General features: G+C 43.9%; 23 protein-coding genes. 12 read left to right on the plus strand and 11 right to left on the minus strand.

All coding sequences use genetic code 11. From position 1 onward, the window contains the following. Positions 1-39 precede the first annotated feature (39 nt). From pstC to phoU, 4 genes are all read left to right on the plus strand, one after another. Positions 40-1428 (plus strand): phosphate ABC transporter permease subunit PstC, encoded by a 1389-nt coding sequence (gene pstC / locus DRW07_RS13695; RefSeq protein WP_124028494.1) that lies wholly within the window; start codon positions 40-42, stop codon positions 1426-1428. A 16-nt stretch (positions 1429-1444) separates the two neighbouring features. Beyond that, the gene (gene pstA, locus DRW07_RS13700; protein WP_124028495.1) at positions 1445-2737 is read left to right on the plus strand and encodes a phosphate ABC transporter permease PstA; all 1293 of its coding nucleotides are present in this window, start codon (positions 1445-1447) and stop codon (positions 2735-2737) included. Positions 2738-2898: 161 nt separating this feature from the next. Continuing rightward, positions 2899-3645 carry a phosphate ABC transporter ATP-binding protein PstB gene (gene pstB, locus DRW07_RS13705; RefSeq protein WP_240630657.1) on the plus strand — a complete coding sequence of 249 codons (747 nt, stop codon included), beginning with the start codon at positions 2899-2901 and terminating at the stop codon, positions 3643-3645. A 12-nt stretch (positions 3646-3657) separates the two neighbouring features. Then, positions 3658-4374, plus strand: coding sequence for a phosphate signaling complex protein PhoU (phoU, locus tag DRW07_RS13710; protein ID WP_124028497.1), 717 nt, complete (start codon positions 3658-3660; stop codon positions 4372-4374). Positions 4375-4480: 106 nt separating this feature from the next. Here phoU and DRW07_RS13715 read toward each other — a convergent pair whose 3' ends face one another. After that, a complete protein-coding gene (locus DRW07_RS13715) occupies positions 4481-5836 on the minus strand; it encodes an OprO/OprP family phosphate-selective porin (protein ID WP_124028498.1) in 1356 nt (451 codons plus the stop codon). Positions 5837-6400: 564 nt separating this feature from the next. On the opposite strand from DRW07_RS13715, the gene DRW07_RS13720 reads away from it, so the two are divergent. Both DRW07_RS13720 and DRW07_RS13725 read left to right on the plus strand, forming a co-directional pair. Next, positions 6401-8239 carry a methyl-accepting chemotaxis protein gene (locus DRW07_RS13720; RefSeq protein ID WP_124028499.1) on the plus strand — a complete coding sequence of 613 codons (1839 nt, stop codon included), beginning with the start codon at positions 6401-6403 and terminating at the stop codon, positions 8237-8239. Between the two features lie 237 nt (positions 8240-8476). Then, on the plus strand, positions 8477-9208 hold the full coding sequence (locus DRW07_RS13725; protein ID WP_124028500.1) for a substrate-binding periplasmic protein: 732 nt from the start codon (positions 8477-8479) through the stop codon (positions 9206-9208). Between the two features lie 268 nt (positions 9209-9476). On the opposite strand, the gene DRW07_RS13730 is transcribed toward DRW07_RS13725, so the two are convergent. From DRW07_RS13730 to DRW07_RS13750, 5 genes are all read right to left on the minus strand, one after another. Continuing rightward, positions 9477-10673, minus strand: coding sequence for an MFS transporter (locus DRW07_RS13730; RefSeq protein ID WP_205665403.1), 1197 nt, complete (start codon positions 10671-10673; stop codon positions 9477-9479). Next, on the minus strand, positions 10673-12037 hold the full coding sequence (gdhA, locus tag DRW07_RS13735; RefSeq protein ID WP_124028501.1) for an NADP-specific glutamate dehydrogenase: 1365 nt from the start codon (positions 12035-12037) through the stop codon (positions 10673-10675). The genes DRW07_RS13730 and gdhA overlap by 1 nt, the downstream gene beginning before the upstream one ends. 70 nt (positions 12038-12107) lie before the next feature. Beyond that, on the minus strand, positions 12108-14672 hold the full coding sequence (locus DRW07_RS13740; protein ID WP_165870509.1) for a family 20 glycosylhydrolase: 2565 nt from the start codon (positions 14670-14672) through the stop codon (positions 12108-12110). A 173-nt stretch (positions 14673-14845) separates the two neighbouring features. Then, a complete protein-coding gene (locus DRW07_RS13745; RefSeq protein WP_124028503.1) occupies positions 14846-16078 on the minus strand; it encodes an ABC transporter permease in 1233 nt (410 codons plus the stop codon). Then, the gene (locus DRW07_RS13750; protein WP_124028504.1) at positions 16075-16794 is read right to left on the minus strand and encodes an ABC transporter ATP-binding protein; all 720 of its coding nucleotides are present in this window, start codon (positions 16792-16794) and stop codon (positions 16075-16077) included. Before DRW07_RS13750 ends, DRW07_RS13745 begins: the two co-directional genes overlap by 4 nt. 88 nt (positions 16795-16882) lie before the next feature. Here DRW07_RS13750 and DRW07_RS13755 point away from each other — a divergent pair, with 88 nt between their 5' ends. Both DRW07_RS13755 and DRW07_RS13760 read left to right on the plus strand, forming a co-directional pair. Continuing rightward, positions 16883-17458 carry a DUF3299 domain-containing protein gene (locus tag DRW07_RS13755; protein WP_124028505.1) on the plus strand — a complete coding sequence of 192 codons (576 nt, stop codon included), beginning with the start codon at positions 16883-16885 and terminating at the stop codon, positions 17456-17458. 3 nt (positions 17459-17461) lie between these two features. Next, complete coding sequence (locus tag DRW07_RS13760; protein ID WP_124028506.1) at positions 17462-17908, plus strand: hypothetical protein; 447 nt, start codon at positions 17462-17464, stop codon at positions 17906-17908. A 4-nt stretch (positions 17909-17912) separates the two neighbouring features. Here the strand turns inward: DRW07_RS13760 and DRW07_RS13765 are convergent, their stop codons facing one another. Next, entirely contained in the window at positions 17913-18491 is a 579-nt protein-coding gene (locus DRW07_RS13765) for a ZrgA family zinc uptake protein (RefSeq protein ID WP_124028507.1), read from the minus strand. A 24-nt stretch (positions 18492-18515) separates the two neighbouring features. Continuing rightward, on the minus strand, positions 18516-19223 hold the full coding sequence (locus DRW07_RS13770; protein ID WP_124028508.1) for an SGNH/GDSL hydrolase family protein: 708 nt from the start codon (positions 19221-19223) through the stop codon (positions 18516-18518). Positions 19224-19422: 199 nt separating this feature from the next. Here DRW07_RS13770 and DRW07_RS18535 point away from each other — a divergent pair, with 199 nt between their 5' ends. From DRW07_RS18535 to DRW07_RS13780, 3 genes are all read left to right on the plus strand, one after another. Then, entirely contained in the window at positions 19423-19551 is a 129-nt protein-coding gene (locus DRW07_RS18535; protein WP_276310718.1) for a hypothetical protein, read from the plus strand. Positions 19552-19590: 39 nt separating this feature from the next. Further along, the gene (locus DRW07_RS13775; RefSeq protein WP_124028509.1) at positions 19591-20028 is read left to right on the plus strand and encodes a hypothetical protein; all 438 of its coding nucleotides are present in this window, start codon (positions 19591-19593) and stop codon (positions 20026-20028) included. 388 nt (positions 20029-20416) lie between these two features. Further along, complete coding sequence (locus tag DRW07_RS13780; protein ID WP_124028510.1) at positions 20417-21283, plus strand: AraC family transcriptional regulator; 867 nt, start codon at positions 20417-20419, stop codon at positions 21281-21283. A 378-nt stretch (positions 21284-21661) separates the two neighbouring features. Here DRW07_RS13780 and DRW07_RS13785 read toward each other — a convergent pair whose 3' ends face one another. After that, entirely contained in the window at positions 21662-24013 is a 2352-nt protein-coding gene (locus DRW07_RS13785; protein ID WP_124028511.1) for a PAS domain-containing hybrid sensor histidine kinase/response regulator, read from the minus strand. A gap of 258 nt (positions 24014-24271) precedes the next feature. Next, positions 24272-24937, minus strand: coding sequence for a substrate-binding periplasmic protein (locus tag DRW07_RS13790; RefSeq protein WP_165870510.1), 666 nt, complete (start codon positions 24935-24937; stop codon positions 24272-24274). 554 nt (positions 24938-25491) lie between these two features. Here DRW07_RS13790 and DRW07_RS13795 point away from each other — a divergent pair. Beyond that, a complete protein-coding gene (locus DRW07_RS13795; protein ID WP_124028513.1) occupies positions 25492-25719 on the plus strand; it encodes a hypothetical protein in 228 nt (75 codons plus the stop codon). Here DRW07_RS13795 and DRW07_RS13800 read toward each other — a convergent pair. Beyond that, positions 25716-26345: a hypothetical protein gene (locus DRW07_RS13800; RefSeq protein ID WP_124028514.1), complete on the minus strand. Its 630-nt coding sequence runs from the start codon at positions 26343-26345 to the stop codon at positions 25716-25718. The genes DRW07_RS13795 and DRW07_RS13800 overlap by 4 nt on opposite strands. Positions 26346-26615 lie beyond the last annotated feature (270 nt).

Below are 26615 nucleotides of genomic sequence, written 5' to 3' on the forward strand. Positions count from 1 at the left end.
TTGCGCCGTGTTCCAAACACATAGATTGTCAGAGGTTTTATGGATACGTCGATGTTGTTGGTTGTGGGCTTGCTAATGATAGCTGTGGCCTATTTCGCTGGTCGAACCCGTTCGATTTCCCTCGCGAGTGGCGTTGGAGGCGTGAAAAACCTCAACTCTTTACCTTTCTACTATGGTGCGTTGACTGCACTTTGGTGTGGTATTCCAAGTTTCATTCTATTGGCTATTTGGCTGATTTTTGATGATTTTTTTATTGCCCAGATTATTGTTCAAACGCTGCCTGACCATGTAAAAGACATGTCAGACGCAGAACTCGGTTTGTTAATGGACACTGTCGCCAATGTCGCACAAAACAGCACAATGGGCTTGTCTACTGAGCCACACATTCTGCAGGCAGCAGAACGTTTGAGCGCGCTGCAGCAAACAAACCAAATGGCAATGACAGTGGCATTCTTATCTGCGGGCATCATTTTAATGCTGGCAGCCTGGCTCAAAATTCACACCTCAATGCGGGCAAGAGTCCATGTTGAGCTAGCCTTTAAATGGGTATTACTTGGCTGTGCCTGTATTGCCATCTTTACTACCATTGGAATCGTCCTTTCCGTCCTGTTTGAGTCCTTGAAGTTTTTCCAGGCTGTACCATTTACCGACTTTGTATTTGGTATGGAATGGTCACCGCAGATGGCAATTCGCTCTGATCAGGTTGGCGGTTCTGGTGCATTTGGTGCCATCCCATTATTCGCAGGTACCATGTTGATATCCATGATTGCCATGCTGATTGCTGTACCTGCGGGATTAATGGCCGCGATTTATTTGGCAGAGTACGCGCATCCTAAAGTGCGCAATATTATTAAGCCTGTGCTAGAAGTTCTTGCGGGCGTTCCAACCGTTGTGTATGGTTTTTTTGCCGCATTAACTGTTGCCCCCTTCTTGCGCGACTCAGGGGCGATTATCGGCTTAGATGTGTCATCAGAAAGTGCCTTAGCTGCCGGTTTGGTTATGGGGGTAATGATCATACCTTTCGTTTCTTCCCTATCGGACGATGTGATCACCGCGGTTCCACAATCACTACGCGATGGGTCCTTCGGACTTGGCGCAACGCAATCAGAAACCATTAAAAAGGTAGTCATCCCAGCGGCTTTGCCCGGTATTGTGGGTGGCGTCTTATTAGCGGTCTCGCGGGCAATTGGTGAAACTATGATTGTTGTCATGGCGGCAGGATTAGCGGCGCACCTAACCGCGAACCCATTAGAGTCGGTAACCACAGTGACGGTGCAAATTGTGAAACTACTTGTTGGCGACCAGGAATTCAACAGTCCTAAGACACTGTCTGCCTTTGCCTTAGGCTTAATGCTATTCACCGTAACCCTGATACTCAATTTCATCGCACTTCAGGTGGTGAAAAAGTATCGTGAACAGTACGAATAAAGCGGATTAAAATACGATGAAGCAGTCTTCAAACAATTCGACGCTGGATAAAGTGAATCAGAGTCTAGCGCGTCGTTACAGAGCTGAAAAACGATTTAAGGCTTACGGGATCGCAGCTATATTATTTGGCATCACCTGCCTGATAGTGCTGTTTACTGACATTATCGGTAAAGGTCACAGTGCGTTTTTCCAAACGTACGTCTATCTCGAAGTGACGATGGACAGCGAGCAATTGTACATCAACGATCCTTCCGACCCGCAACAAATTGCCGCGGCAGATTATCAGGGTGTCATAAAGGCAGCACTAAGAGAGCGCTTTCCTGAGGCTAGTTCTCGTCGTGACAGACGTGCACTGTATGCATTGGTCAGTAATGGCGCCGGGTTTAAGCTGCGTGGTCAGCTAGAAGCCGACCCGACCCTGTTGAACCAAACCATCGGTCTGTGGATGTTGGTGGATGACGATGTCGACACCTATTATAAAAGCAGAGGGGAAGATGGAGAGTCCGGTTTCGATGGCCGATTAAACGAGAAGCAAATTGGGTGGGTGGAATCATTCATCGCTGACGGTTATATGGAAAGTCGATTTAATACCACATTCTTCACCTCCGGAGATTCCAGAGAACCGGAACAAGCAGGTATTCTTGGTGCCATGGCAGGGTCTTTATTTACCCTGTTGGTTACCATCTTACTGTCTTTTCCGATTGGTGTTGCAGCAGCGGTTTATCTTGAAGAGTACGCGCCTCGGAATCGCTTTACCGAGTTTATCGAAATCAATATCAACAACTTAGCAGCGGTGCCTTCAATCATATTCGGTTTACTTGGTTTATCGATTTTTATCGGCTTTTTTGAAATGCATCGCTCGATTCCGCTTGTTGGGGGGCTGGTACTGACCTTGATGACTCTGCCTACCATTATCATCTCAAGTCGGGCAGCGATGAAAGCCGTTCCCCCATCAATTCGCGATGCGGCATACGGATTAGGTGCATCAAAAATGCAGGTGGTCATCCACCATGTAATTCCATTAGCCATGCCAGGTATGTTAACTGGCGCTATAATAGGGATAGCACAGGCACTTGGAGAAACCGCGCCACTGCTTATGATTGGCATGGTTGCTTTCGTGGTCGATATACCCGGAGGGGTAACCGATCCGGCTACCGCGTTACCGGTACAGATATTTTTATGGTCAGACAGCCCAGAACGGGCATTTGTAGAGAGAACTTCGGCCGCAATTATGGTGTTGTTGGCGGTACTGATTTCTATGAACACGCTGGCCGTGTGGCTACGTAAGCGTCTTGAACGTCGCTGGTAAGCAACTCAATAAAGAATTGGAGAAATAGTGTGCAAGCAGTAAATCAAAACAATGCAGCAACGGACGATAGCGCTGAGCTTAAGCTGCCAAGTGACGATCAGGCAACGCAGCATAAATTCGATGGCAAGACAGTGGGACATCCCCTTTCAGACAACCCTAAAATGTCGATGCGGAATGTGAATGTGTTTTATGGCGAAAAGCAAGCCATATTCAATGTCGATCTCGATATAGCGCAAAATCAGGTTATTGCCATGATAGGCCCTTCGGGTTGCGGTAAATCAACCTTTTTACGCTGTTTGAACCGCATGAATGATACGATTGAAAGCTGTAGTGTCACGGGCGAATTTATTTTAGATAAGCAGGATATCTATCACCCCAAACAAGATATCGTGCCGCTTAGAGCAAGGGTGGGTATGGTATTTCAAAAGCCAAACCCGTTCCCAAAATCAATCTATGAGAATGTTGCGTACGGACCTAAGATTCACGGTTTAGCATCACGTCGGGCTGAACTTGACGAAATTGTCGAGGTTAGTCTTCGCAAAGCGGGGTTATGGGAAGAAGTTAAAGACAGGCTACACTCGCCGGGTACGGGTTTGTCTGGTGGTCAGCAGCAGCGTTTATGTATAGCCCGTTCCATTGCGGTGAGCCCTGAAGTGATTTTGATGGATGAGCCCTGCTCAGCACTTGACCCTATTGCAACAGCAAAAATAGAAGAGCTCATCGCCGAGCTTAAAGAAAATTTCACCATCGCGATAGTCACCCACTCAATGCAACAAGCGGCTCGAGTGTCTGACCGCACAGCGTATTTCCACCTCGGCAAACTGGTTGAAGTCAATGATACAAAACGTGTTTTCACTAACCCTGAGCACGATTTGACAGAAGCCTACATTACCGGCCGTTTCGGATAAGTGAGGAAGACCATGGATAAGATGCAACTCGACAAACACATATACCAGCAATATGACTCAGAGCTTGAAGCATTGCAGACGAAACTGCTTGCCATGGGCGGTATTGTTGAGCAACAAATCAAAGACGCCGTGAATTCGATTGAAAACGCCGACAGCGACTTGGCAGAGAAAGTTATCCGCATTGAGGATGATGTAGACCTTCGAGAAGTTGCGCTTGATCACGACTGCACAACGGTATTGGCGTGCCGTCAACCGACGGCGTCTGACTTGCGCCTGGTTTTAGCGGTTGCCAAGATGACCCGCGACTTAGAAAGAATGGGCGATGAGGCACAGAAAATCGCCAAAATGGCCATTTCTCTCAATCAAAGTGGTGCGGCACCTGGTGGGTATGAGGAAGTACGCCATATGGGCACCCTTGTTCAAAATATGGTGCACAATGCGCTCGACGCCTTTGCACGCTTCGATGCAATTCGAGCAGTGGAAGTGGCCCGCGCAGATAAACAAGTGGATCGCGAGTATAAATCAGCAATGCGTGAACTGATGACGTATATGATGGAAGACCCGCGCTCAATCTCGCGAGCTATGAATATACTATGGACACTGCGCTCACTGGAGCGAATCGGTGATCACACCCGTAATATTGCCGAACACATCATATTTCTGGTGAAAGGCATGGATGTTCGACATAAAAGCGTTTCAGATATAGAAAGTAAAGTAAAAGGGGACTAGTTCCCCCTTCACTTTCCTACCCATTTAAAACTTTTTCTTACCTAATAAAAAACCCGTCTGATAAACAGACAGGTTTTTCACTAAGCGCAGGTAACAATGCTTAAAACTAGAAGCTCACTTGCGTTCGTGCGCCTAGTACGTTTACAGAGAAGTCATCTGGGGCACCTGAAACAATATCAAAGGCATTGCTATACTTGAGATGTCCGTAGTTGAGCAGGAAGCGCACATTGTTAATAGGCGTCCAAATTAGAGAGGCCATATAGCCATCTTGTGTCCCCCCATTAATACCCGCATCATCCAAATCGAGGCGGTCATAACGAAGGTTGACTTGCCAGGCGCCAATGCCACCACCACTCACGGGTTGGCCTACTTTTACACCTTTAAACAACCCACCTTTATATTGGCGAGTGTCACTGGTTAGAAAGTACCCCACTTCAAAAGCACCGCCGAAGAAGCTGGGATCTTCAAACCCTGTACGATCAACATTCATATTATGGATTTCAGCTTGGGCGTGAAAACGACCCGAGATCATGGCGGCTTCAAAGCCATAACTGGTCTCTTTTTGTGCGCCTGAAATACGGTCAGTATTAATAAAACGGGTATCAACACTGTGAACCATGGGGCGTGCCCGATACCGGACATTGTCAGTGCTCTCACCTAGGTCACGCCTGTGAAACGAGCCACCAAAATGCAATTGCATGCCATCGACTTTCGGTGATACGAAGGCCCTTAAATCTGTGTTTAAGGCATTGTTTCCGTCGTCTAAATCTTCTAAGTTATCGGTAAACAAACCGGCCTGAACGGTGACTGGGCCAAATTTAGTTTCTGCAGAAACCCCCAATTTGCGTTCGAAACCAAAGGCATCAGTAAATGCTGCACGTTCGATAAAACTGCTGTCGTTACTGCTGGTTAACTCTTCTAAACTTTGAAAATTATTATGCTGCCCAAAGGTAAATTTCCACCCATCATGCTTGTAGGTTAATACCGCATCAGTCAATTCAGCGCCACCGGCAAAGTCCACTTCAACTTTGTAACCAAAACCACCCGGCATACCGCCTTGTATCCCCAGGCGCACGCGACGTGCCTCGCTGGATGAACCCTCTCCTGGAATAGAAATGCTGTCTGGTACAGACGACAATTGAGCAGCATCAAACAAAGCACGACCTCTGGGTTTGACTGTCCACCCCTGACTGTCTTTGATTTCCGGTGCACCTTTCCAGTTAAAACTCGGTGCTGCCTTTTTAGCATCGTCCGTTTTAGCGACAGGAGCCGGCTTCTTCTTTTCTGTTTCTTCTTTCGCTTCTAATTGCCCTCGTAATGCCGATACTTCAGCTTCAAGTTTTTTGAGCCTTTCCAATAGCTGATTCGCTTGCTCTTGTGACAGGTTTTCCGCGTTAACAGAACCTGTCGCAACAAGTCCAAGCGCTAAAGCGCAAGCGAGAGTAGTGGTTTTAAGCTTCATATAAATCTCCAATCGAGCGTAACGGCACAGTCGTTATTTATTTGCATAAGCGTATTTTTAGTCTGCTGCCGGCCATCATTTTTGTATTCAAACACGAAGGTTTATCAGAAAGTGTAGTTCTTATTAAACCAATTGGTACTGCAATTAACTGATAATAGACGCCACGGACAATATGTCATAAATGTTTCACTTTTGTGACATTATGACAATTAGATGAATTTATTTTGACAGATTTATTAATGATAAACTACAGCGACAAGGCAGCAAGTGTCGTGTCAGCAAAAGCGAACTAGATCAAACAATCCTCGTAATAAGCTAAGATGTACTTGATTTCATTAAAGTTACACGTGATCATGGCGTAAGAGAACTTCTCTTTTTTATGGCGTCATGCGACTGACAGCGTTTTGCACAATCCAGGTTCATGACCTCGAATTATCAAATTCTGTCTGGTCTATTAACGTTATTTGTATTTTACTACCATACTAAAAGTGGGTTAACGAACAATCTAATCAAGCCGATAAGGAATGTTGAGCTTTAAAGACAACCAAACGTCGGAGTTGAAGTATGCAGCTAACCATTCAACAAAAGCTGATCGCTATGGGTGCGGCAGTCGTTATTGCATTGGCTATTATCCTGATTCAAAGTCTCGTGACCTCATCACAACTGAGCAACTTGCAATCGCTTCACGCAGACATAAAAGAACTGCAAATAACCATGCTGCAACTGAGACGTAATGAAAAAGACTTCCTCATGCGGCAAGATGCTAAATATTTAGAGACCTTTTCGCAAAACAGCGACAACGCACAGCGCTTAAGTGCTCGTGTAATCGAAGAGCTGAAAACAGAGGGTGAATCTACGTCTCGTATGCAAGGTATTAGAGCAGACTTGGTGGAATACCTGTCCATATTTCAAAAGTTGGTTGAACGCTCAAAAACACGAGGTTTAGACAAAGACTCTGGGCATTACGGCCTGTTGAGAACCGCCACTCACAATATGGAAGCCGAAATTGAAAAGCTCGGCGACCTAGACTCACACGTAAAAGTACTTACACTTAGACGGCATGAAAAAGACTTTATTTTGCGGATGGATGAAAAGTACGTTGGGCGACATCAGCAAGTTGCACAACAGCTTGCACAGCAGATTTCTGGTCTTCCCGCACAGTATTTACAAACCTACGTTAAAGAATTCGCAGACTTTGTCGCCATCGAAAAAGAAATTGGACTTGATTCCAAATCTGGTATCAGGGGCGAGATGCGAGCGACGGTGCACAAAGTAGAAGAAGCACTGGAACAAGAGTCAACGCAGCTCAATGCCTATATCGAAGATAAATACGCGAGTACAGCCACACTCAGCACAATCATTATGATAGTTATTTCACTGATCTTAGTTGCCATTTTAGCTGCGATCGCTTATCAGGTGATTATGCCTCTCAAATCCATCTCGCAAGAAATCACCAATATCAGAAAAAGTAATGATCTATCTCGGCGGGTACGCGAATCTAATGACGAAATAGGCACTGTTGCAAAAAATTTCAATATTTTCATGGAGCACTTCCAAAACCTGATCCGAAATATTAATGAGGCAGTGTATTCACTTAAACTGGCGACTGAAACAGTGTCATCGAGTGTAAGTAAAACCTCAGACGGGCTACTTATCCAGTCTCAGGAATCGGATATGGTTGCCACTGCGGTTACCGAATTGGGTGCTTCAGCTTCAGAGATTGCGCAAAATGCCCAATCAACATCAGACCGAACTGAGCAAGCTACAAACAACGCTAAAAACGGCAACAACAAGCTCAATCAAACCATATCAAATGTACAGGGCTTGTCGGAGCAACTCGTTGAGGCCGGCACCGTCATGCAACAACTGGAAGAAAAGAGCAATGGCATCACCTCTGTGCTCGATGTGATTCGTGGTATCGCTGAGCAAACTAACTTATTGGCACTGAATGCAGCAATTGAAGCGGCCAGAGCTGGTGAACAAGGAAGAGGCTTCGCGGTTGTTGCCGATGAGGTAAGAACCTTGGCAGTGCGTACTCAGGAGTCCACATCAGAAATAACAGCTATCATTGAAGAGCTACAGGCATCCACCTCGTCGATAGCCAAGACAGTAGAAGTGTGTAAAGAAAGCGGAGTTGAAAGTGCCAACATGGCGACAGAGGCTGGGACAGTCCTCAACCTTATTGTTGATGATATGAATGCCATTGCCATGATGACAGCAGAAATTGCCTCTGCCGTGACAGAACAGTCCACGGTTGTGCAGGATGTTGACCAAAACATCGTACGCATTCGCGATGTGGGCGAACAGGTCGCTGCAGACTCGCAAGAAAACGCCAAGGCCAGTCAACAAGTAGCAGAGTTGGCACAAGTGCTTCATGAAGAGGCTAAAGTGTTTAAAGTGTAGCGGATTGCAACGTCACTTGACCCCTTTGGTCGGACTGTATTATCGTCCCCATTGTATTAAGCACATATCGACAGGTGGTTATTGTTGTAAACGATAAGTCTTTTGTTGCAAAGGTGGCCTAATTTGAAAAGTAAGTTTTTCGATAAACATCAACCTCTTCCTAGCCTTTGCTGCTTTAAACTGGGTCTTTTTTTATCTTTTCTGCTTTGCTTATACCTTACGCTAATATCGAGCAGCATGGCGGCCCAAGCAATTCAAATTGCATATGGGGATGCATACAAACCCTTCGCTTGGAGGGGAGAAACAGGAGCAGTAGGCATCCAAGTGGAGTTTGTGGAAGAACTGCTCGTTGAACGACTCGGGATATCAGTTAAGCATGTCGCATGCCCTTGGAAACGTTGTCAGCGGATGGTCAAGGAAGGCAATCTGGATGGTTTCTTTACTGTGCCTACTGTTGAACGAGATAGTTACACAGAAAAATCAGAAATCCCTTTGTACACCACAGAGTTCATGATACATGTCGCTAAAGACAGTGCGGTTATCGACCAACTGAAAGGCCTTCGATATCTACCTGAACTGTTAGCAATCCAAGAACTACGGCATGCTTTTATGCGCGGTTCGGGTTGGCATGAAGAAATGCTCAAAAAGGCACAAAATGTAACCCGTGTTGCAGATGCATCGGTGATACCAACGATGCTTATTCAAAACCGTGCTGACTTGTATATCGAACAAACCGAGATGTTCCGATTTCAAGCTGCTCAATTAGGACTAGACAACCTTCTGGTCACGCTACCCAGCCCAATTATTGAGCGTGTCAACTGGCACTTGTTCATTAGTGATAAATCACAAAATATCAACATTTTACCACGCCTCAACGCCCTACTTAAATCACTGAAAGATAATGGTGAGCTTGAAGCGCTTCAGCAAGAAATCTTTGCGCGTTTCAAGATTGATTACATTGTGAAGTAATATGCACTGTGCTTCCTAAGACGGTGTTATTCTCAGTTTTCATCTATACTTGACAGTAAGGCTTTTGCAAAGGCATATCAATAAAAAATTTAAACAGTAAAAAATCGTTTATTCATAGACTAAGGTGACCAGAAAGGCGCCTCTAGCTTACAATCAATCAAGACAACTACTTCGTGAAAATGGACTACTCTATCGTGATATACGAAGACTGCGATACGTTCACTATTAGTGGTATAGCGACATTAATTGAGGACAAATCGAAATAAACTCATTTTTCTTTCTTAAGCCAGTGTGTGTGCGCCATACCCGCTATCATTGCCGTGGCCATCACAAATACGATTTGGCTACCAATCCACGTATATAAACCGGCATATAAACCGCCTAGCAGTAATAAAACAACGCCCACTATGGTATTCCCTACTGCAACGAACTGAGTGCGCTCCTCGCCCTCGGCAATATCTAGCACGTAAGTCTTACGTCCGTTTCTTATCCCTTCATAACCCACATTGAGTAGAAAAAAACAGCCTATTGCTGTCCAGCCCTGCCACTGAGGCAAGTACATAAAGAGAAAGCAAGTTAAAGCACACACGATACTACCAATGCGCAGCGAAAAAACAGCACTCTTGTCAGACAATTGCCCCCACAAATTTGCAGACACTATTGCCGCCAGTGCGCTCGCACAAATAAAAAATGGTAACGTAAAACCCTGGTCGCTCTGAGTAGAAGACAGACTAACGAAAAATGGCGCTACCAGCGCTCCGTGTAAAAGCAAACAACGACTGATCACCAGATGTTTTAGTGCCACATTGTGCTGAAGGGTACTGACTAATGCTTGTAGCTCTTCTTCAGAGTCCTGTTTTTCAAAGTGTGTATGCAAGCTTTTTGAAAGTGGCAATCCGACCACAAAAAGAGCGCTTGCTGTAGCTATCATGACTAAGATCGCGGGCTCTCCAATAGCACTTTCGCCCGTCACTAAAAGCAATGCAGTTAACAACGACAGTAGTCCTGAAATACTCGTCGCCATGCCGTTTAACTTCCCTCGTTTCCCCTTATTGATGTTATGGCCCTGAATGTCTTTCATCGTTAAGGAGCACAAACTTCTGCCCAGACTCATACAACTGAGCATTAGCACAATCCCAACGCCAGCGCCTAAGGGTGGGAGGAATATAGCCATAGGTAAAATAAGCCCTATCGAGACAGCTTGCACTAGTGTACCCGCCCGCCATAAAAGTAGGCGGTTGCGAATGTCTGACGTATTTTGCTTAATGGGCCATTGCGGTATTAACGCCCCCGCTTCCCGAATGGGTACTAATACAGAAATCAACCAAGCGGGTGCGCCAATGCTGGATAGTAACCATGGCAAACTGGTCTTGGCAGAAACAAGAACGTCACACAGTTTGGTGAGTGACGCTATACCAACTAAACGCCTAAAGCGCTGATTTTCATCCAGGGCGAGTTTACTCATTAATTGATGCCATAGGCCAGCATAGCCTCAGCCACCTTTACAAAACCGCCAATATTAGCGCCTTTAACATAATTGACGCCTTGTTCACTCTTACCGTATTTAATACAGGTAGCATGAATATCCTGCATGATTTTTTGCAGTTCTTTGTCTACTTTCTCCTCTTCGTATTGCATTCCCATGGCATTTTGGCTCATCTCCAAAGCAGAAATTGCCACGCCACCAGCGTTTGCCGCTTTCCCTGGCGCAAACAAGATGTCCTGCGTGGTAAAATACTCAAATGCAGCATCACTTGTTGGCATGTTGGCACCTTCAAACACACCGGTAATGCCTGCTTTAATCATGCTTTTTGCATCGTCCAGGTCAATCTCATTTTGAGTTGCACATGGGAAAGCCAGATCAGCGTCAATGTCCCAAGGTTTTTCACCTTTGGTATATTCCACACCTGACTCATTAAATTCACTTAGCCCCTTCCCTTGGCGCTTTAACTCGCTAATGTCTTCCAGCATCTCGCTTGTCAGGCCGTCGGGGAAAAAGAGTCGTCCCTTACTGTCACTCAAAGTCAACACACTGGCGCCTTTCTCAATCAATTTTTGTGCCGCAAATTGCGCTACGTTTCCTGCACCGGAAATTAGGCACTTTTTGCCTTCCAACGAGCGATCATGATAGGAAAGTGCATTCTCGGCAAAGTAAACCAACCCAAAGCCGGTCGCTTCAGCCCGTATTAGACTACCGCCAAATTCTAGCCCTTTGCCGGTCATGGCACCGGTAAATTGATTTTTTAACCGTTTATACTGGCCATACATGTAGGATATTTCTCTTTTCCCAACACCAATATCGCCAGCAGGCACATCGGTTGATTCACCAATATGCCGTGAAAGCTCTGTCATAAACGACTGACAAAAGCGCATAATTTCTCGATCTGATTTGCCTTTTGGATTGAAGTTAGCGCCACCTTTCCCTGCACCTATCGGTAGTCCCGTTAAACTATTTTTGAATATTTGTTCAAACGCTAGGAATTTAAGTACGCTTTGATTCACGGAGGGGTGAAACCGTAGTCCCCCCTTATAAGGCCCAATTGCGCTATTAAATTGAACACGAAAACCGCGGTTTGTTCGAACGTTACCCTCATCATCTTCCCAGCAAACGCGAAAAGTAATGATGCGGTCAGGCTCTGTCATGCGCTCTAGAATTTGCCCTTTAAGGTATTTTTCATTGGCAAATAAGAAAGGGGCAATACTCTTTGCCACTTCGCCTACCGCTTGATGAAACTCGTCTTCATCAGGGTTTCGTTTGCGAAGCCCTTGCATAAAACAGTCTAGATAGTCTTCTGGGTTGTCTGCTGCACAAAAGAAACTCTCATCCATATTTGACCCTGCATTTTATTGAAATTATGAGTTTTCATACTAGCAGAGTCGACATATAGATTGATTGTTTTCAATGTTTAGGATCGTTAGTCACAGGTAGCCACAAGGTTTTGCTGCGCCTGTCACTCAACGTCGTATAAGTTCGCACGCCGATCTCATCTGCGTCTTGGTCAATGTTAACTGGACCTTGATAGCGCTGCCAGGTTGCCCCCTTGTCTAAGGTATATTCCATATGCAGTGTGGACCAGGGCGCGTTTAGCCAGAGTGTTTTATTATCAATGACTGCGCCAGCAGGAGGTAGGCGGTAAAATACTTCATCCGCCTCTAACCGGGGAATAATTTTATGGGTCAGCACATACAAAAATGCCTGCCAGTCTTTTAATTGCGCCGCTTTTCTCTGTTCAGAAAACTGATTACCCCTAGCGGTGTAGGCTTCACCTGGCTGATAAGGCAACGCCCAGTTTGCTTTATGCCAAGCGCGCTCTGCTACAGCCACCAGGCGGGGAAATAACATATATTCTGCTTGCGTTTCATGACGCAGAGATTCACTCCATAACTGCGCTTGAATCCCTGCAAAGCTGGAATCTGGATTCATGGGCACCGTGTCAGTCGTGTCATAATCGTGCCCCATATGATCAACAAAAAGGGCTGCGTGAGCAGGCAAATTGTCTGGCATAAACTGGAAAACTTGGTAGGTGCTGGTGTAACGCGATCCCCAATAGAAGCCAATTTCTTCTGGGTGTGTCATGTAGGGGAAATCAAAATATAAAACATCTGGCAACGACAGAACGGCGTCCCAGCCATAGTTTGCCATTTCATGAGCCAGAGTGTGTCCCTGTGAGGGGAGTAAACCCCATAGGTTAGCTTGAATTTTGCTGCCCAGCTTGAGCGGTTCCACGTGGCTAAGTCCGTCACTCCATGCACCCGCCATCACACCCATGTCATTCACTATTTTGGTAACACGATGAATAAAATAGGCCGTTAGTTGCTGTGCACTGTCTATCTTCTCTTTCTGCATCAGGCGCTGACATTGCGGCGATTCAACCCAAGCACCTGCGGTCTCATCGGCACCGATGTGATAACGGGTCAAAGGCACGCCAGCGTCGTCGTGCATTTTTTTGATCTCACCAAGCACTTTGCCAATGAAGCGATAAGAAGAATCTATACACGGGTTTATGGTGTTGTCGTTGTAATGCTGAATAGACGAATACTGCGTTGTGTCTTCTAAATCAATCAACATGTATTGCATGGCAGCTTCTGGCTGCTCCTGCTGCATCAAACGTTCATACCTTGCCTCCATTGCCTGAATGGCAGCACGGGAGTGACCAGGCATATCTAGTGAGGGGATAACTTCTATGTGTCTTGAGGCGGCTGCCTGTAACACACTCTTATAGTCCTCGACGGTGAAAAAGCCATTAACCTGACTTTCAGGATCAGGTCCTGCGCCCAGCTGGGGCAATAAACAGGTTTTATCTTGTAAGTCTAAACAACGGTATCCGCCAATTTCTGTGAGTTCTGGCAACCCGGGAATGGCGAGTCGCCAAGCTTCATCTTCAGCCAGATGCAAGTGCAATTTATTAAGCTTGAGCATCCCCATCTGCTCTATCAAACGCAACAGGAATGCCTTGTCGTGGAAATTGCGAGCGACGTCTACATGCACGCCGCGAAACGGATATCGCGGTGTATCTTTGGCTGAGCCCACGGGTAAAGATGCCGTTTTTTTATCAAAAAGCAGAGCAAGTGACTGTAAGGCATAAAACCAACCGGCATCATCTCCAGCTGAAAGGGTAATATCACTATCGCTTATATTGATCGCGTAACTCTCAGGAGCCATGTCTTGATGTTTACGAATGACAGTTACGCCAGCCTTGGTTAATTTAAGCCCGGCAGCAATAAGGTACGCCGCCGCTGTATCGGTTAATTCTGCGTCAAAAGACAGGCCTTGTTCTACAATCAGTCTTTCGTCTGACCACTGTGTACTTCGCATGGCAGGTATGACGCGCGTAAGGTCACTTTCTTTTTCAACATGCAAACTGGCATAGTGGTGATACAACCAAGACGCAGAAGCCAAAGGTACGTTGTCATTCTTTGTTCTTCGCCATTGTTGCTCTTTCGAGAACGGTGCAACGTGTGGGAGTTCCCACAAGCCCGTTTGTGGGTCGAACACTTCCTTTGTGGAGTCAATGACGAGTGCTTCGCTGTTGTCATGCTTGAAGATAAAGTTTGGCATGACATCGTTCTTGGTCACAGACTGTCCAATTGCCTGAAACCCTATAACATTTGGTTGACCAGGATTAAAACCGGAATAGTCGCTCGTTGGCACTAAGCGGTGTAAGTCGCCATTAATATGCGTGATATCAAAATGCTCACTGCTCTCTGAAATAATGGTTTTTGGGTGACTAAAATAGATTTCCCATTTTGCATCACGGTAGTCAAAGGGCAGTGTCAGGCTAAGGCGGGCATCAAAACAATCACCCCGATTTGATTCGCACGTATTATCAAAGTTGCTCACGACTTCATAATGGACATCAAGCTGTGCTGCAATGTCCTCGGGAGTTAAGGCTGGGTTTGGTTGCTGACTACAGGCCAATAAACTCAGGCTCGCTGCACCTATGTATAAATGTTTTTGCTTCACTACGATTCCCTTTGAATGTGCCACCGCAAAAAGACAGCGCTGTCATTTTGTATTCAAAGTAACGTAGCTAGGCGATTTCCGCAAGTATCTTAAATTGAAGTGAGACCGTTCACGCAAGCATTCAAAATATTAAAATCAATACCCCTAAGCATTTTCAGCTTCGGGGCAAAATATCAGGCAGAAAGCTGAACTTGTAATGCCTTTCTATACGCTTCAATGGCAGGGACAATGGCTGCAACTAACGCTGCGATGAAGATAAACCCAACCAGTATCAACACATTCATAGAATAAAGATTTGAAGATAAAAACAAACCGTATTGTTGTGCCAACCAGTCGGATAAGCTAACCAGCGCTAGGCTTACCAAGGCATACGCGGCAACAACAGAAAGTGCAGTGATCAGTAGCGCCTCATAAACAATAAGTAGCAGAACGGTTAGCGGTGATGCACCAAGCGTTCTCAATACAGCAATTTCTACACTGCGCTCATTCATAGACGCTAACAGCATAGTCATAAGACCAAACAAGGATGCCAACAACACCAACAAGCTGATAACCATTAAAAGGTTCTCAACACTTTCCATCAAACTCCACATTTGCGTCATGGCAACACCAGGTAATACGGCCATAAGCCTGTCATCAGGATAATTGTTGATCATTCGCTGTAACGAGAATGTCGCGAATTTGTTTTCTAGCCCAACCAGAACACCCGTAATGTTTTTTGGTTTTAACAAATCCATTCTGCCCTGCTCTATCAAACGGGTTAACTGAGCAGGTGCGAGATGAATCGCTTCAATGGCTTCTAAACTAACGTGCACCGTTTTATCAACTGGCGTACCGGTAGGTTGTAATATTCCTGCCACCGTAAATGGCGCGTTATCGTGATTTTGAAAGCTGGTTGAGCCAATACCATGGGCTATTACCAACTTGTCGCCAAGCGAATAATTGAGCGCCTTGGCCACTTCGGCACCAATAACTACGTCAAATAGATCATCAAAATGCTCTCCCTCGGAAAAAGAAAGAGAGCGTTTGTCACCGTATTTAAAATGTTCAAAGTAGTCCTGATTGGTCCCGAGTACCCGATAACCTTTATGTGAATCGCCTAGTGAAAGCGGAATAGTCCAAGAAACCGATTTTTGCTTATTCAACATGTCCAAACTATCAAATTGAATGTTATTGGTTGGGCTTCCCATTCGAAATACCGTGTACAACAGCAGGTTCAGTTCACCGCTAGGAGCCCCGACAATTAAGTCGGTACCGGAAATAGTTCGGTTAAAACTGTCCTTTGCCTGCGCACGCAAGTGCTCTACTGTCATCAACACACTAATACTGACAATGAGCGACAGGCAGGTAAGAATTACGGTCTTTTTTCGGCTAACAAGACTTTTCCATGCGAGGATACGTTTCATACCTTGCCCTCCACGTTTGAAGACCATGAACACAAGGATGAAACAGGTACGTGCAACGAAAAGTGCTCACGAAGTGCCTCATCGTGGCTCACAAAAATGAGCGTGGCATTATTACGATCACACATAGCCATAAGCATACGCATAAAACCGTCTCTGGCATTTGCATCGAGTGAGGACGTGGGCTCATCAACCAATAATAAATCGGGTGTATTAATAAATGCTCGCATAATAGCCACTCGCTGTCGCTGCCCTACACTCAAATCTGATACCGGTTTGTCGATTACCGCCTCGCTGAGTTTTAACAGCGCAAGCATTTCTTTTATCTTACCCATGACATCAATAGACGACTTTGCAAAATAGGCTGCTAATTGAACATTTTGGAGTACGCTTAGGTACGGAACCAAATTAAACTGCTGAAACACCACGCCAATATGCTGGGCCCGAAACCTGTCTCGTTTGGATTGTGACAACCCGTTGATGTGGGTGCCGTTTATCTTAATTTCCCCTGCCGTGGGTTTAGAAATACCGGCAAGCAAATTCAGCATAGTCGACTTGCCACTCCCAGAGGCGCCATGTAAAAAAATACGTTCGCCTTTGGCGAGGTCCCATTGATTACAACTAAAAAGGCTTTTTGAGGAAGGATAAGAAAAGCTGACATTGCGCATCGCAACGGCAAGACTCTCTGCGTTTGGGGTTTCTTGTGATACTGTTGTCATAGTTGGTTTACACTAAAAAACACGTATTAAATTAAACACTGAACTGTTATATCATTGGTGTTACGTAAAAGTAATATTTTGGATTCCAATGGCGGGTATTTTGAACAAAGGGTTACTCCTAATTTTCTTGGTTACAGCGTGGGTAGCAACCTATTCAACCAGTGCTAGAGCAGAAACATTTCAGGAGGTAGAGTGGACCGCGCTTATGCCTCCGGAGGATTTAGAAATACTCATGGATCCACCCGACTTCTTGCTTAACATTGTAGATGGCAGTGACGCAGATAATCTTGATGCATTGGCTGAGCGCGCAGAGAGTGATGAAAAAGCACGTCGATTTAAAGAAGCGCTGAAGTCAGACAAAGTTGTGTCAGAATTGGACGGTAAAAAAATCCGTATTCCAGGGTTCGTTGTACCTCTTGAAACCAATGAAGACAGAGATGTCGTGGCTTTTTTCATTGTGCCTTATTTTGGCGCCTGTCTTCATTTGCCGCCGCCACCACCTAATCAAATTCTCTATGCCAGCTGGCCTGAAGGATTAACCGTAGAGGAACTTTCGGTGCCGATGTGGTTCGAAGGTACGGTAAAGATTGAAACGCAGGAAAATGAAACAGGCAAGTCAGCGTATAGTATCGCCATTGCCAATGTCGAACCTTATGTGGGTTAAATTATGAAAAAATCAGTTGTTTCAGCAAGCTTGCTAGCCATTGGGTTAACGGCAGCTACCCAAGCCTGTGAGTGGCATGATGGCCCTAGCTTTGGGGTGTTTGGCGGCATGCCCAAACCTATGATGCAACATAAAAATGCAAGCACAGAGAAACCGCTTGAGATAAACCATCAAGCCAGAATGACGGTAGAGAGTGGGCGAGAAAATGCCGTAGATATCGCTTACGTGTTACCCCTTCAATACAGAGATATTGCAATAGAGTTTGTACCCAGTGAAGCTATAGCACTGTCCAATGACGCCCTGCTTAAGCCTTCGTTGCTGCGAGGCACACATCAGCTGTTATTTACCGCTGACAGAGCCGGGCAGCACGAAATTGTGGTGAAAGTAGAAGCCATTAAGGGCGGGCAGCCCTACTCAAATCAACAACGTATTATTGTTACTGCACTCTAACGGTTTAAAAATCTACTGAAGGGCGAGCAGGTGATATTTCCTGCATGCCCTGTCCACTTTCCAATGTCCACATTACATCAATACTCTCCAAACTCTCGAAGACTTGGAACAACGAAAACGTTAAACCCGATAAGGCTTGGTTACAAGACATACGGAGGGTAGCCTCGACATCATAGTGTGCGTCGTGGTCGTGGTCGTGGTCGTGGTCGCCACCATGCTGAGACGAAGAAAATGGATTGCTAGCGTCTATCGACACAATCTGGCAACCGCCTGGTAAGGTTAAAAAACTTTCCGCTATCGACAGTTTTTCATCCTGTGCCTTCACCCTCTTTTTCTGCTCTGCGGTATCAGGGTAATGCTCAAATCCAAAAATGTCGGCTGCTGGAAGAGTAAACTGCAATTGCCACTCGTTGTCTTGCTGAACCACAAACGCGGTACCCTTTCCATGAACATGCGCTGTGTTCTGCGCGCTGGCATTAAACGCAACCAATAATCCCATTGCTAACACAGATTTGCCTATTTTTGTATTCGACTTAAACATCTCGCGGACCCATCCCACTGCGGTTGAAAAATAAGATAACATATCGCCTTTTAGGCTAGCTATACATTATCGCGCTTTGCGATTAACTACCACATGCCGAGCGGCTTCTGTCGCCCACTTTTGGTATAGCAATGCACTAGGGTGGAATCCATCAGTTGCCATTAACGCCGGGGAAATATCCTGGTCCTGAGGCAAGTAGCCAAAGCCCTGTTCTTTGGTCAACGTTTTTAAGGCATTATCAAATTGCTGACCAATACGCCCGAGATACCATCGTAGCGGTTGTGGCAATGCCGGGAAGTGGCCCATGGGTGGAATTCCAGAAAACACGATGCGCTTTGCCTGATAACGGGTTTTCAAAACAGTAATTAGCCGGTTTGTTTGAGCAATGAATACATTACAGTGTTTATTCGCGGTGACGTCATTCACACCTAAAGAAATGAGCACAAGGTCAAACCTAGCGTCAGGTGCTAGTTCACTATCAAGTAACGGTATTATGCTGTCGGTATTTTCACCCGTTTTAGCCACAAGCTGCCATTTGACTAAGAAGGAGTCCGACAATCGCTTGACCAATTGGCCTGCCAGTGCTTCATCTTGCTGCGCTACACCTACGCCGGCAGCAGCAGAATCGCCTAACACCAACACCCTCAGCTCAGGCCCACTTCCATTCACGCCCTGTCTTGGGCCGTCTGGCTCCGCGAGCCTAATAATGTTTTTTCTTACCCATCTTCCTTGCACCAGCAGTAAAGGACCGAGCAGTATCTTGTATATCCACATCGTTTTAATTTAGTCAGACCATCGGCTATGACTTTACCACGATACAAACCAGACAGTCGTGCAATTCAGCGCGACTTTGTATTACTTCATGCTAGTTCTGGAACTACCAAACCCAATACAATGTGTAACGGGTCATAGAATTGTATGACTAATTAGACCGTGAAGCCGCCGCTGGCGCATTGATAATTAAGAGGCATCAATGAGTGATAAGGCGAGCTTCGAGAAACGCATGCTTGACGTCTTTATGGCCAAAAAGAGCATTAAATACTTAAAACATCAACACACCAAAAATCACCTGACACCATCGGTAGTCGATAGCTTTGTTTAATCTTATACTCAACATACAACAAGCTAGTTGAGGAAGGTAATGCCTACCATTTCAAAATCGCTATTTTTATTCATTACCTTATTTTCAATCTCATTTTGTGCTTTTTCATGTCCCAACGACAAAGTGAGGTTTGACGAATTTTTGAAAAACGCGCCGCAATATCGTGTTGACCTGCTTCATCCCATTATTCAGAAATCAACGGTTTGCGTAACGGATGTTGAAAAAAGCAGAGAGAGTGTTGACATAAACTCAATTCGTGAATTTATGCATAAAGAGATAGTTAAATTTGATCCAGACGGAAATGTCGAAGTCCAAGTTGAAAAAATACTTGAAAAAGCAAGTAAAAAATATCCACTCAACTTTGGTCCATCATACAGAGGCGAGATATTACTTCTTTACTTCGACAAAGAGCGACAGCTCAATGTCCACTTTAATCTTAGCAGGTCTATTAATCAAAGTTATGGCAACATTTTATAGAAAGGAAATTATGTTATGAGCGTGCAAAGAGGATTCTTTACAGCGACTCAATTCGCGTTAGTAACTTTGCCACTTGCATAATGCTATGACTGAATTTTGTCTATTTGAGACAGTTAACGCTCGCTGTAGGACAACAAAGTACGCAAAACGGACTTTCGAGCTTATGATTGACTAGGCAATCACAGAATCGTAATTTGGACGAATAACTAATCCTGTATTGTTCAGAGAATCCTCAAAAGCAGGCTACTAAGACATCTTTCACCTAGGTTAAAAATGTTTCAATCACTCTCGATTAAGCTCTCATATGCGTTCAAAATTCAGCAACTTTGGTCAAGAACGATAGTTAAATAGCTCCTATTCTTGAGTTGTTAAGGAGAGAACAAGTTATATGACCAGATACCACGACCAGTTTACAGATATCGTCAATTTTATTGATGCTAATCTTGATGGTGAGCTTGATGTTGAAAGGCTATGTAAGCTCGCATGTCTATCAAAGTACCATTTCCATAGGCAATTTTCGTCACACTTTGGCATGCCCGTGATATCGCTAGCAAGGTTACTTCGACTTAAAAGGGCAGCCTATCAATTAGCCTATAGGGATGATGCTAAAATTGTTGATATTGCAATGGCGAATGGTTACGAAAGTCATGAAGCTTTTTCACGGGCTTTTAAAAAACATTTTAATAAAACTCCATTCCAATTTAGAAGAAGCCCTGATTGGACTCCTTGGCACTCAAAATATGAACCTGTCATTAAGCTAAGGACTATGATTATGAATGAAAATTCTGACTTTAAAGTGAAGTTGATTGATTTCCCTGAAACGTTGCTCGCAGTTATGGAGCACCGTGGTGCTCCAAACCTTTTAGGAAAGACAATTCAAAAATTCATTGCGTGGAGGAAAATCAGTCATCTTCCGCCTAACAAAAGCAAGACCTTTAATTTGATTTACGATGATCCTGCTGTGACAGGGCCAGAAAATTTTAGGTTTGATGTTTGTTGTTCTGTTGACAACGGAGTTGAGCCAAATGATTTTGGGATCGTAAGTAAAACAATACCTAAGGGAAGATGTGCAGTAGTTAGGCACATTGGAAGCGATGAGTCTATTGGCGTGGTGGTAAACTTCCTATACTCAAAATGGCTTCTCGATTCTGATTTTGAGGTTCGGGACTTTCCTATTTTTTTTGAAAGGGTGAGCTTTTTCCCAGAAGTACCAGAGAATGAAATGATTACCGATATATATTTGCCGATTGATTAGACAACACAACAAACCCAATAATCCGACCTCAAATTGCTACGCTTCTTTCAGCGACTTATTGGCGTGTTACTGAGCATCCGCTCCTTGTATATTGATTCCTTTCACTAGAGCTTTTGGGGCGGCAATGTACGCAGACTAATGGAATTGTCGCCTCCCTACCTAAAATAGAAATGTGGTGACAAACTACGCTTGTATTTTAATCAACTAGAAGAGGCGCAGATAATGACAGTTTCAACTATGAGCGATCAAGAGTAGTTCATTGCCATTTGGTTCTATTGGTTCAATTCGCCAAAGCGGACGTTCCGCTAACTCATCCGTACCCTGAAGCTTGTTAACGTAAAGACTCAATAAGAAAATTCACAACCTACACTGTAATAATTATTGGGTTATGTTTTTTGCAAGAAACAGAGTCGTTATATCAACGACTTTAACCAAGGAATCGACATCTTCAGTCTCCCAAGTAACAGGAGAGTTAACCGCTTCGCAGCAAATAACGCCTGCGGGTTTGCTATTGACTAAAAAGATGTAATCTAATAAAGAATATATATTGAGTGGTTCAAAATACGTTTTGTTAAAACATTGAGTATGTTCATTGGCTCTTGCATCGGACGCATCAAGAACCTGATGACTGACGATATAATCAAAGTATTGCGGAAAATCTGTAGCCTTTAACTCGTTACCGTTTGATACCTGATCATTTTCATCAAGGCATGTTAAACACTTGATGCTTGAATAGTTTTCTTTAAATAGCCATAAACTCACTCTATCCGCTTTGGGGATTAACCTTTTAAGCTCAACGCATATTGCATTTAACTTTTCTTTTGAATTGACTTCTGGGTTACTTATAGCGGTAGCGAAGCTTTTGAGATTCAATAGGTTGGGATTGAAAATATTAAGAAGGCTATTAAGTTTCTCTTTATCAAAAGGCTTCATTAAATACCCATTCATACCAATAGATAAATAATGCTCGATATCCTCTCTCATCGTATTGGCAGTCATTGCAACGATTGGAATTGCTTTTCCTTTGTCCAGCTTCCGAATTTGTTTCGTTGCTTGTACTCCATCCATTTCAGGCATTTGTATATCCATTAAAATCAAATCTACAGGGTGCTGTTTTAAATGCTCAACACACTGCTTACCATTTTCTACTAATACAACTTTGGCATTATGAGTTTCAAGCATGTTAGCCACAATGAGTTGATTGATTTTATTGTCTTCTGCGACAAGCACTGAAGCGCCTTTCAAATCAACGACTGCCTTCTGTTTTTTGTCTACGTTATTAAGTTGAGAGACGATAAAGTTTTGTTGATATATGAATGTTGAGCCTTCGTGTTCTGCACTCTTAAAATCGAGCTTACCATTCATAAGTTCAGCTAGTTTGGCGCAAATAGATAAGCCTAAACCAGTACCCCCATACTTCCTTGATGTTGACTTATCAGCTTGGTGAAAGTCTTGGAACAAAGCATTTTGAGCTTTCTTACTTATACCAATACCCGTATCAATAACCTGAAACTGAAGAGTTTCTTTACCTTCATGAGACTCTAAAACATCAATTTTGAGGGTGACTTTGCCTGACTCAGTAAATTTAACTGCGTTGGAACATAAATTATTGATTATTTGAGATACACGAACAGGATCACCAATAAGCACATTGCTAATGTTTGGTGATAGGTCGGTGACAAATTGTATGCCTTTGTCACTAGCCATTCGTAACATAGGTTTTTCGACAGAATTTATAAGTTCCTGTAGGTTAAAATCGATGTTTTCTATTTCAAGTTTACCTGCATCTATTTTGGCAAAATCTAAAATATCATTAACGATGTTGGTTAAAATTTGAGTAGAGCTCAAAATGCTTTTAAGTGCGTTGTTTTTTTCTTCTTTGGTCTCTCCCTCAATTGCGAATTCAGCTAAATTTAAAATACCATGAAGTGGCGTTCTTAACTCATGAGACATATTGGCAAAAAATCGATTTCGAGATAAAAGTGCATCTTGAGCCTTTAATTCAGCATTCTTCAAATCAGTAACGTCTGTGTGGGTGCCTGTAAAGCGAATCGGTCCGCCATTATTATCCCACTCAACAACTCGGCCTCGGTCTAAGATGTAACGCCAGTTACCATCAGTATGTTTCATACGATGCAGGTTTTCATAAAAATCAACTTTACCTTCCATGTGAGCTGTAATATCAGCGAAACACCCTTCAATATCGTCCGGGTGAACTCTGTCCTGCCAGTCTGATAAGGTTTGAGTTAAGTCAGATAACTTCAAGCCAAGCATGTCAGCCCATCGTTCGTCAAAAGTGACATCATTAGTCTGCGGGTTCCAGTCCCACATACCTAAACGCGTCCCCTCTAATACAAGTTCTAAACGCTGTTGAATTATTTGACTAGTATTCTTCTCTTCTTCAAGTTGTGTAACATCCGTCAAAAAAGAAACGGGAGGTGAATCAATTTGAAAAACGATTTCTTCTTTTATATAACGAACTTTCCCGTCGTTGTCTTTTATCTCATAGGTTGGGACTATTAATGTAGAGTTGTGGTTGGCATCAATCATTTCTTTTCTAATCAATGCTGATTCATTATTGAGGTTGATTGAAAATTCACCACCTTTGGATAACTGCAATAGGGTTAATGCATTTTTAGAAAATTCGCCAATGCTATCACAGTGGTTGCTATTCCACTTTATGGCGAATATGTTGGATGTTTGACTAATTAAATTGAATGAATTGTCCAAAATACCGCGTTTCCAAAAGCACTAATTCGTTAAGTATAAACAAATAAGAAAAATAGTATAAAAAACTTGAAGTGTAGTTACTCATGTTAAGTTAGTGTGTGGGGGGACGTCCGTTATTTTGATTTTATTCCTTAAATGGCACACTAACCGAATGACCGGAATTGGCACAATGCTGCCGAAAGAAAACCAAAAACTGAACGTCTGCTGTTGGTCTTTTACTGCCCGTCAGGTTAAATCGAAGTTCACTTTGTGATGATACTACTCATTATATTCACTACGTTCGATAATATCTTCAATGACCCCTTTTGCATTTAGCTGTTCTGCGGCATGTTTTAGCTGAGATAAATAGTGAATAGCCGGGGACTTTTTCGATACCGCAATACTGGCTGTATAACTAGTGTGAAGTGCATAATTTGACGCCACAAAAACAGGTGATCCCATTAAAGCAGCATCCAATTCAATGTTCACGTACTCAGAGGCAAATACAGCGTCAACTTCATGCCTGGCGGCCATGGTAAACGCTTGCTTAATCGAGTCCACTTCTTTGATCGTAGTGTTAGTTAATAAAGGAGCAATATCTTCCGAGTAAGCAAAACCTTCCACCATAGCAACCGTTAGGCCGTCCAGGTCAGATAGGTTATTGATTTCAAGGTTTCGCATACTCAGTGAAAAAAAGCGTTTTTTAAACGCCTTCATATAAGGCACAAACTCCATGTAGGGTGCGCGTGAGGACGTTTCCACCAGCCCTATCATGATGTCAGTGCTGCCCTCCTTCATGCGTGACAGACAGCGTTTAAACGCAACATTGCCAGAAAACTCCGGCGTAAACCCCGCTACCTTACCGAGCGCTTTTGTTATTTGAATATTTTGACCTCTGGGCGGCTGACCATCTTCAAATATTTGCCTGGGAGGAAAGTGATCCATACACACCTTAAATATAGGTCGCTCCTCTGCATGAGCTGCATGCAGCACGCTTATAGACAAAAGGAAAAGGCATCGTAATAACGGGGCAATAGACAAGGGCATTTCTCTTTTTAACACACGTGCTCATTCAGGAGTATGTTGACGGCGAGCTAGATAATAAGGCGCATTCTCATTAAGAGCAATTGTCCCGTGATACTAATTACCCGTTAAAGGTAATGGAAAGTGATACATTCTTACTTAATCAAGTACCTATTTCATAACAACAGAATACTCATCGTATACATCTGGGCATTTTAAACGCATTCTGGACACGCCAGCTTATGTTGAAGGGTTTATTCAGCTGGCAAAAGAAAGTGCGTCGACTATTCATACTAACTAATTAAGACGAATGTATAGACGATGAAAGAGGCAATAGTTCGTTTTTTTCTGTCTATCTAGGTTCTATCAATACCCCCTCCCCTTACTAGAAACGTATTCATTGACCTGAATCAACACATTTATTTTTAAAAAACCTAGTCTACACTTAGGCGAAAAGGGGCAAACGGATAGTAGCTATGTATGCTATTTCAATAAAAGACGAGGAACTGCTTCCTCTTTCCAAACAAATGGACTTGTTTGAAGGTCATTGTCAGCAATCAGGGCTCTGTGCCAACGAGGGCGAGTTTGAGCGTATCAAGAAGCAACTAAACAGAGACTTCACCAGAAAAGTGATCACGCTTGCTGACTTTATAACCTTAAGTCTTCGGCTGTCCAAGTACTCTGCCAATCCCCTGAATCATTAAGATTGTTGAGGTTCTTTAAACTGTTCCCTACGGGTTTCATTGTGTACTGCACTGCGCGCTTGTTCGTTCAAATGTGCGGCCATTAAGCGACTATCTATTAGCGCTGCGTTACTCTGCTTGTTGATGTTCACTAGCGGCTCACCAACCTGTAAATACTTAGGCTTTAACTGGCAAGCTTGCCAGTATTTTCTTAGGTAGCGCTGACATTTTTGTTCAACGTAAGTGCGATAATCCTCATCAGACATCCAGCCTTCCGTCAAATTAAGTCCGAGCTGTTTGGGCAATGCATTGGAGTGGTCGTCCAGCACACCTAAGATTCTGAGATTGTCACAGCCCGCGTTATTTTTAAGATAGCATCGCCATGGATACTCAATATACAGTACGTTAGGTAAATGCGGACGTTTACTAAAAGGTGAACGTGTTTCAACGTTTCCCCGCCAGTCTAGCACTAGCTTAACTCCTTTATTGCTGGTTTCCTGATCGAGGAAATAGCCTTTGCGAAAAGAGTAGCAACACAAGCCCGGCCCACCGCGTTTAAGTTTAGGTAAAGCTGAATTGGGTAAAAACGTTGGACAATTTAATAACCGTTGCGCGACAAATGCACTGGTCACATGAAAAATTTTCATTTTGTTATTCCACTAAAAGTAAGACCCTTCTCCCTTTACATCTAACGCTTTTATTATTTTTTTTGTGCCTCTAAAACGTAGTAAACACAACCTTTTTCATCAACTGTGAACAATCAGATAAATCCGTTGCATTGACGTTTAACCGAACGAGCATTTATGTAGAGCTGGCTATTTAGCCACTCTAAACAGATAGTTTGGTAGCATTTATCAGTGTATTTAGTTTGAAGCATGGCTATTATGCTGGGTTGCAAATACGCAACCCCTACATAA

Origin of the sequence: Paralteromonas sediminis (assembly GCF_003820355.1) — a bacterium.
GTDB lineage: Bacteria > Pseudomonadota > Gammaproteobacteria > Enterobacterales > Alteromonadaceae > Alteromonas_F > Alteromonas_F sediminis.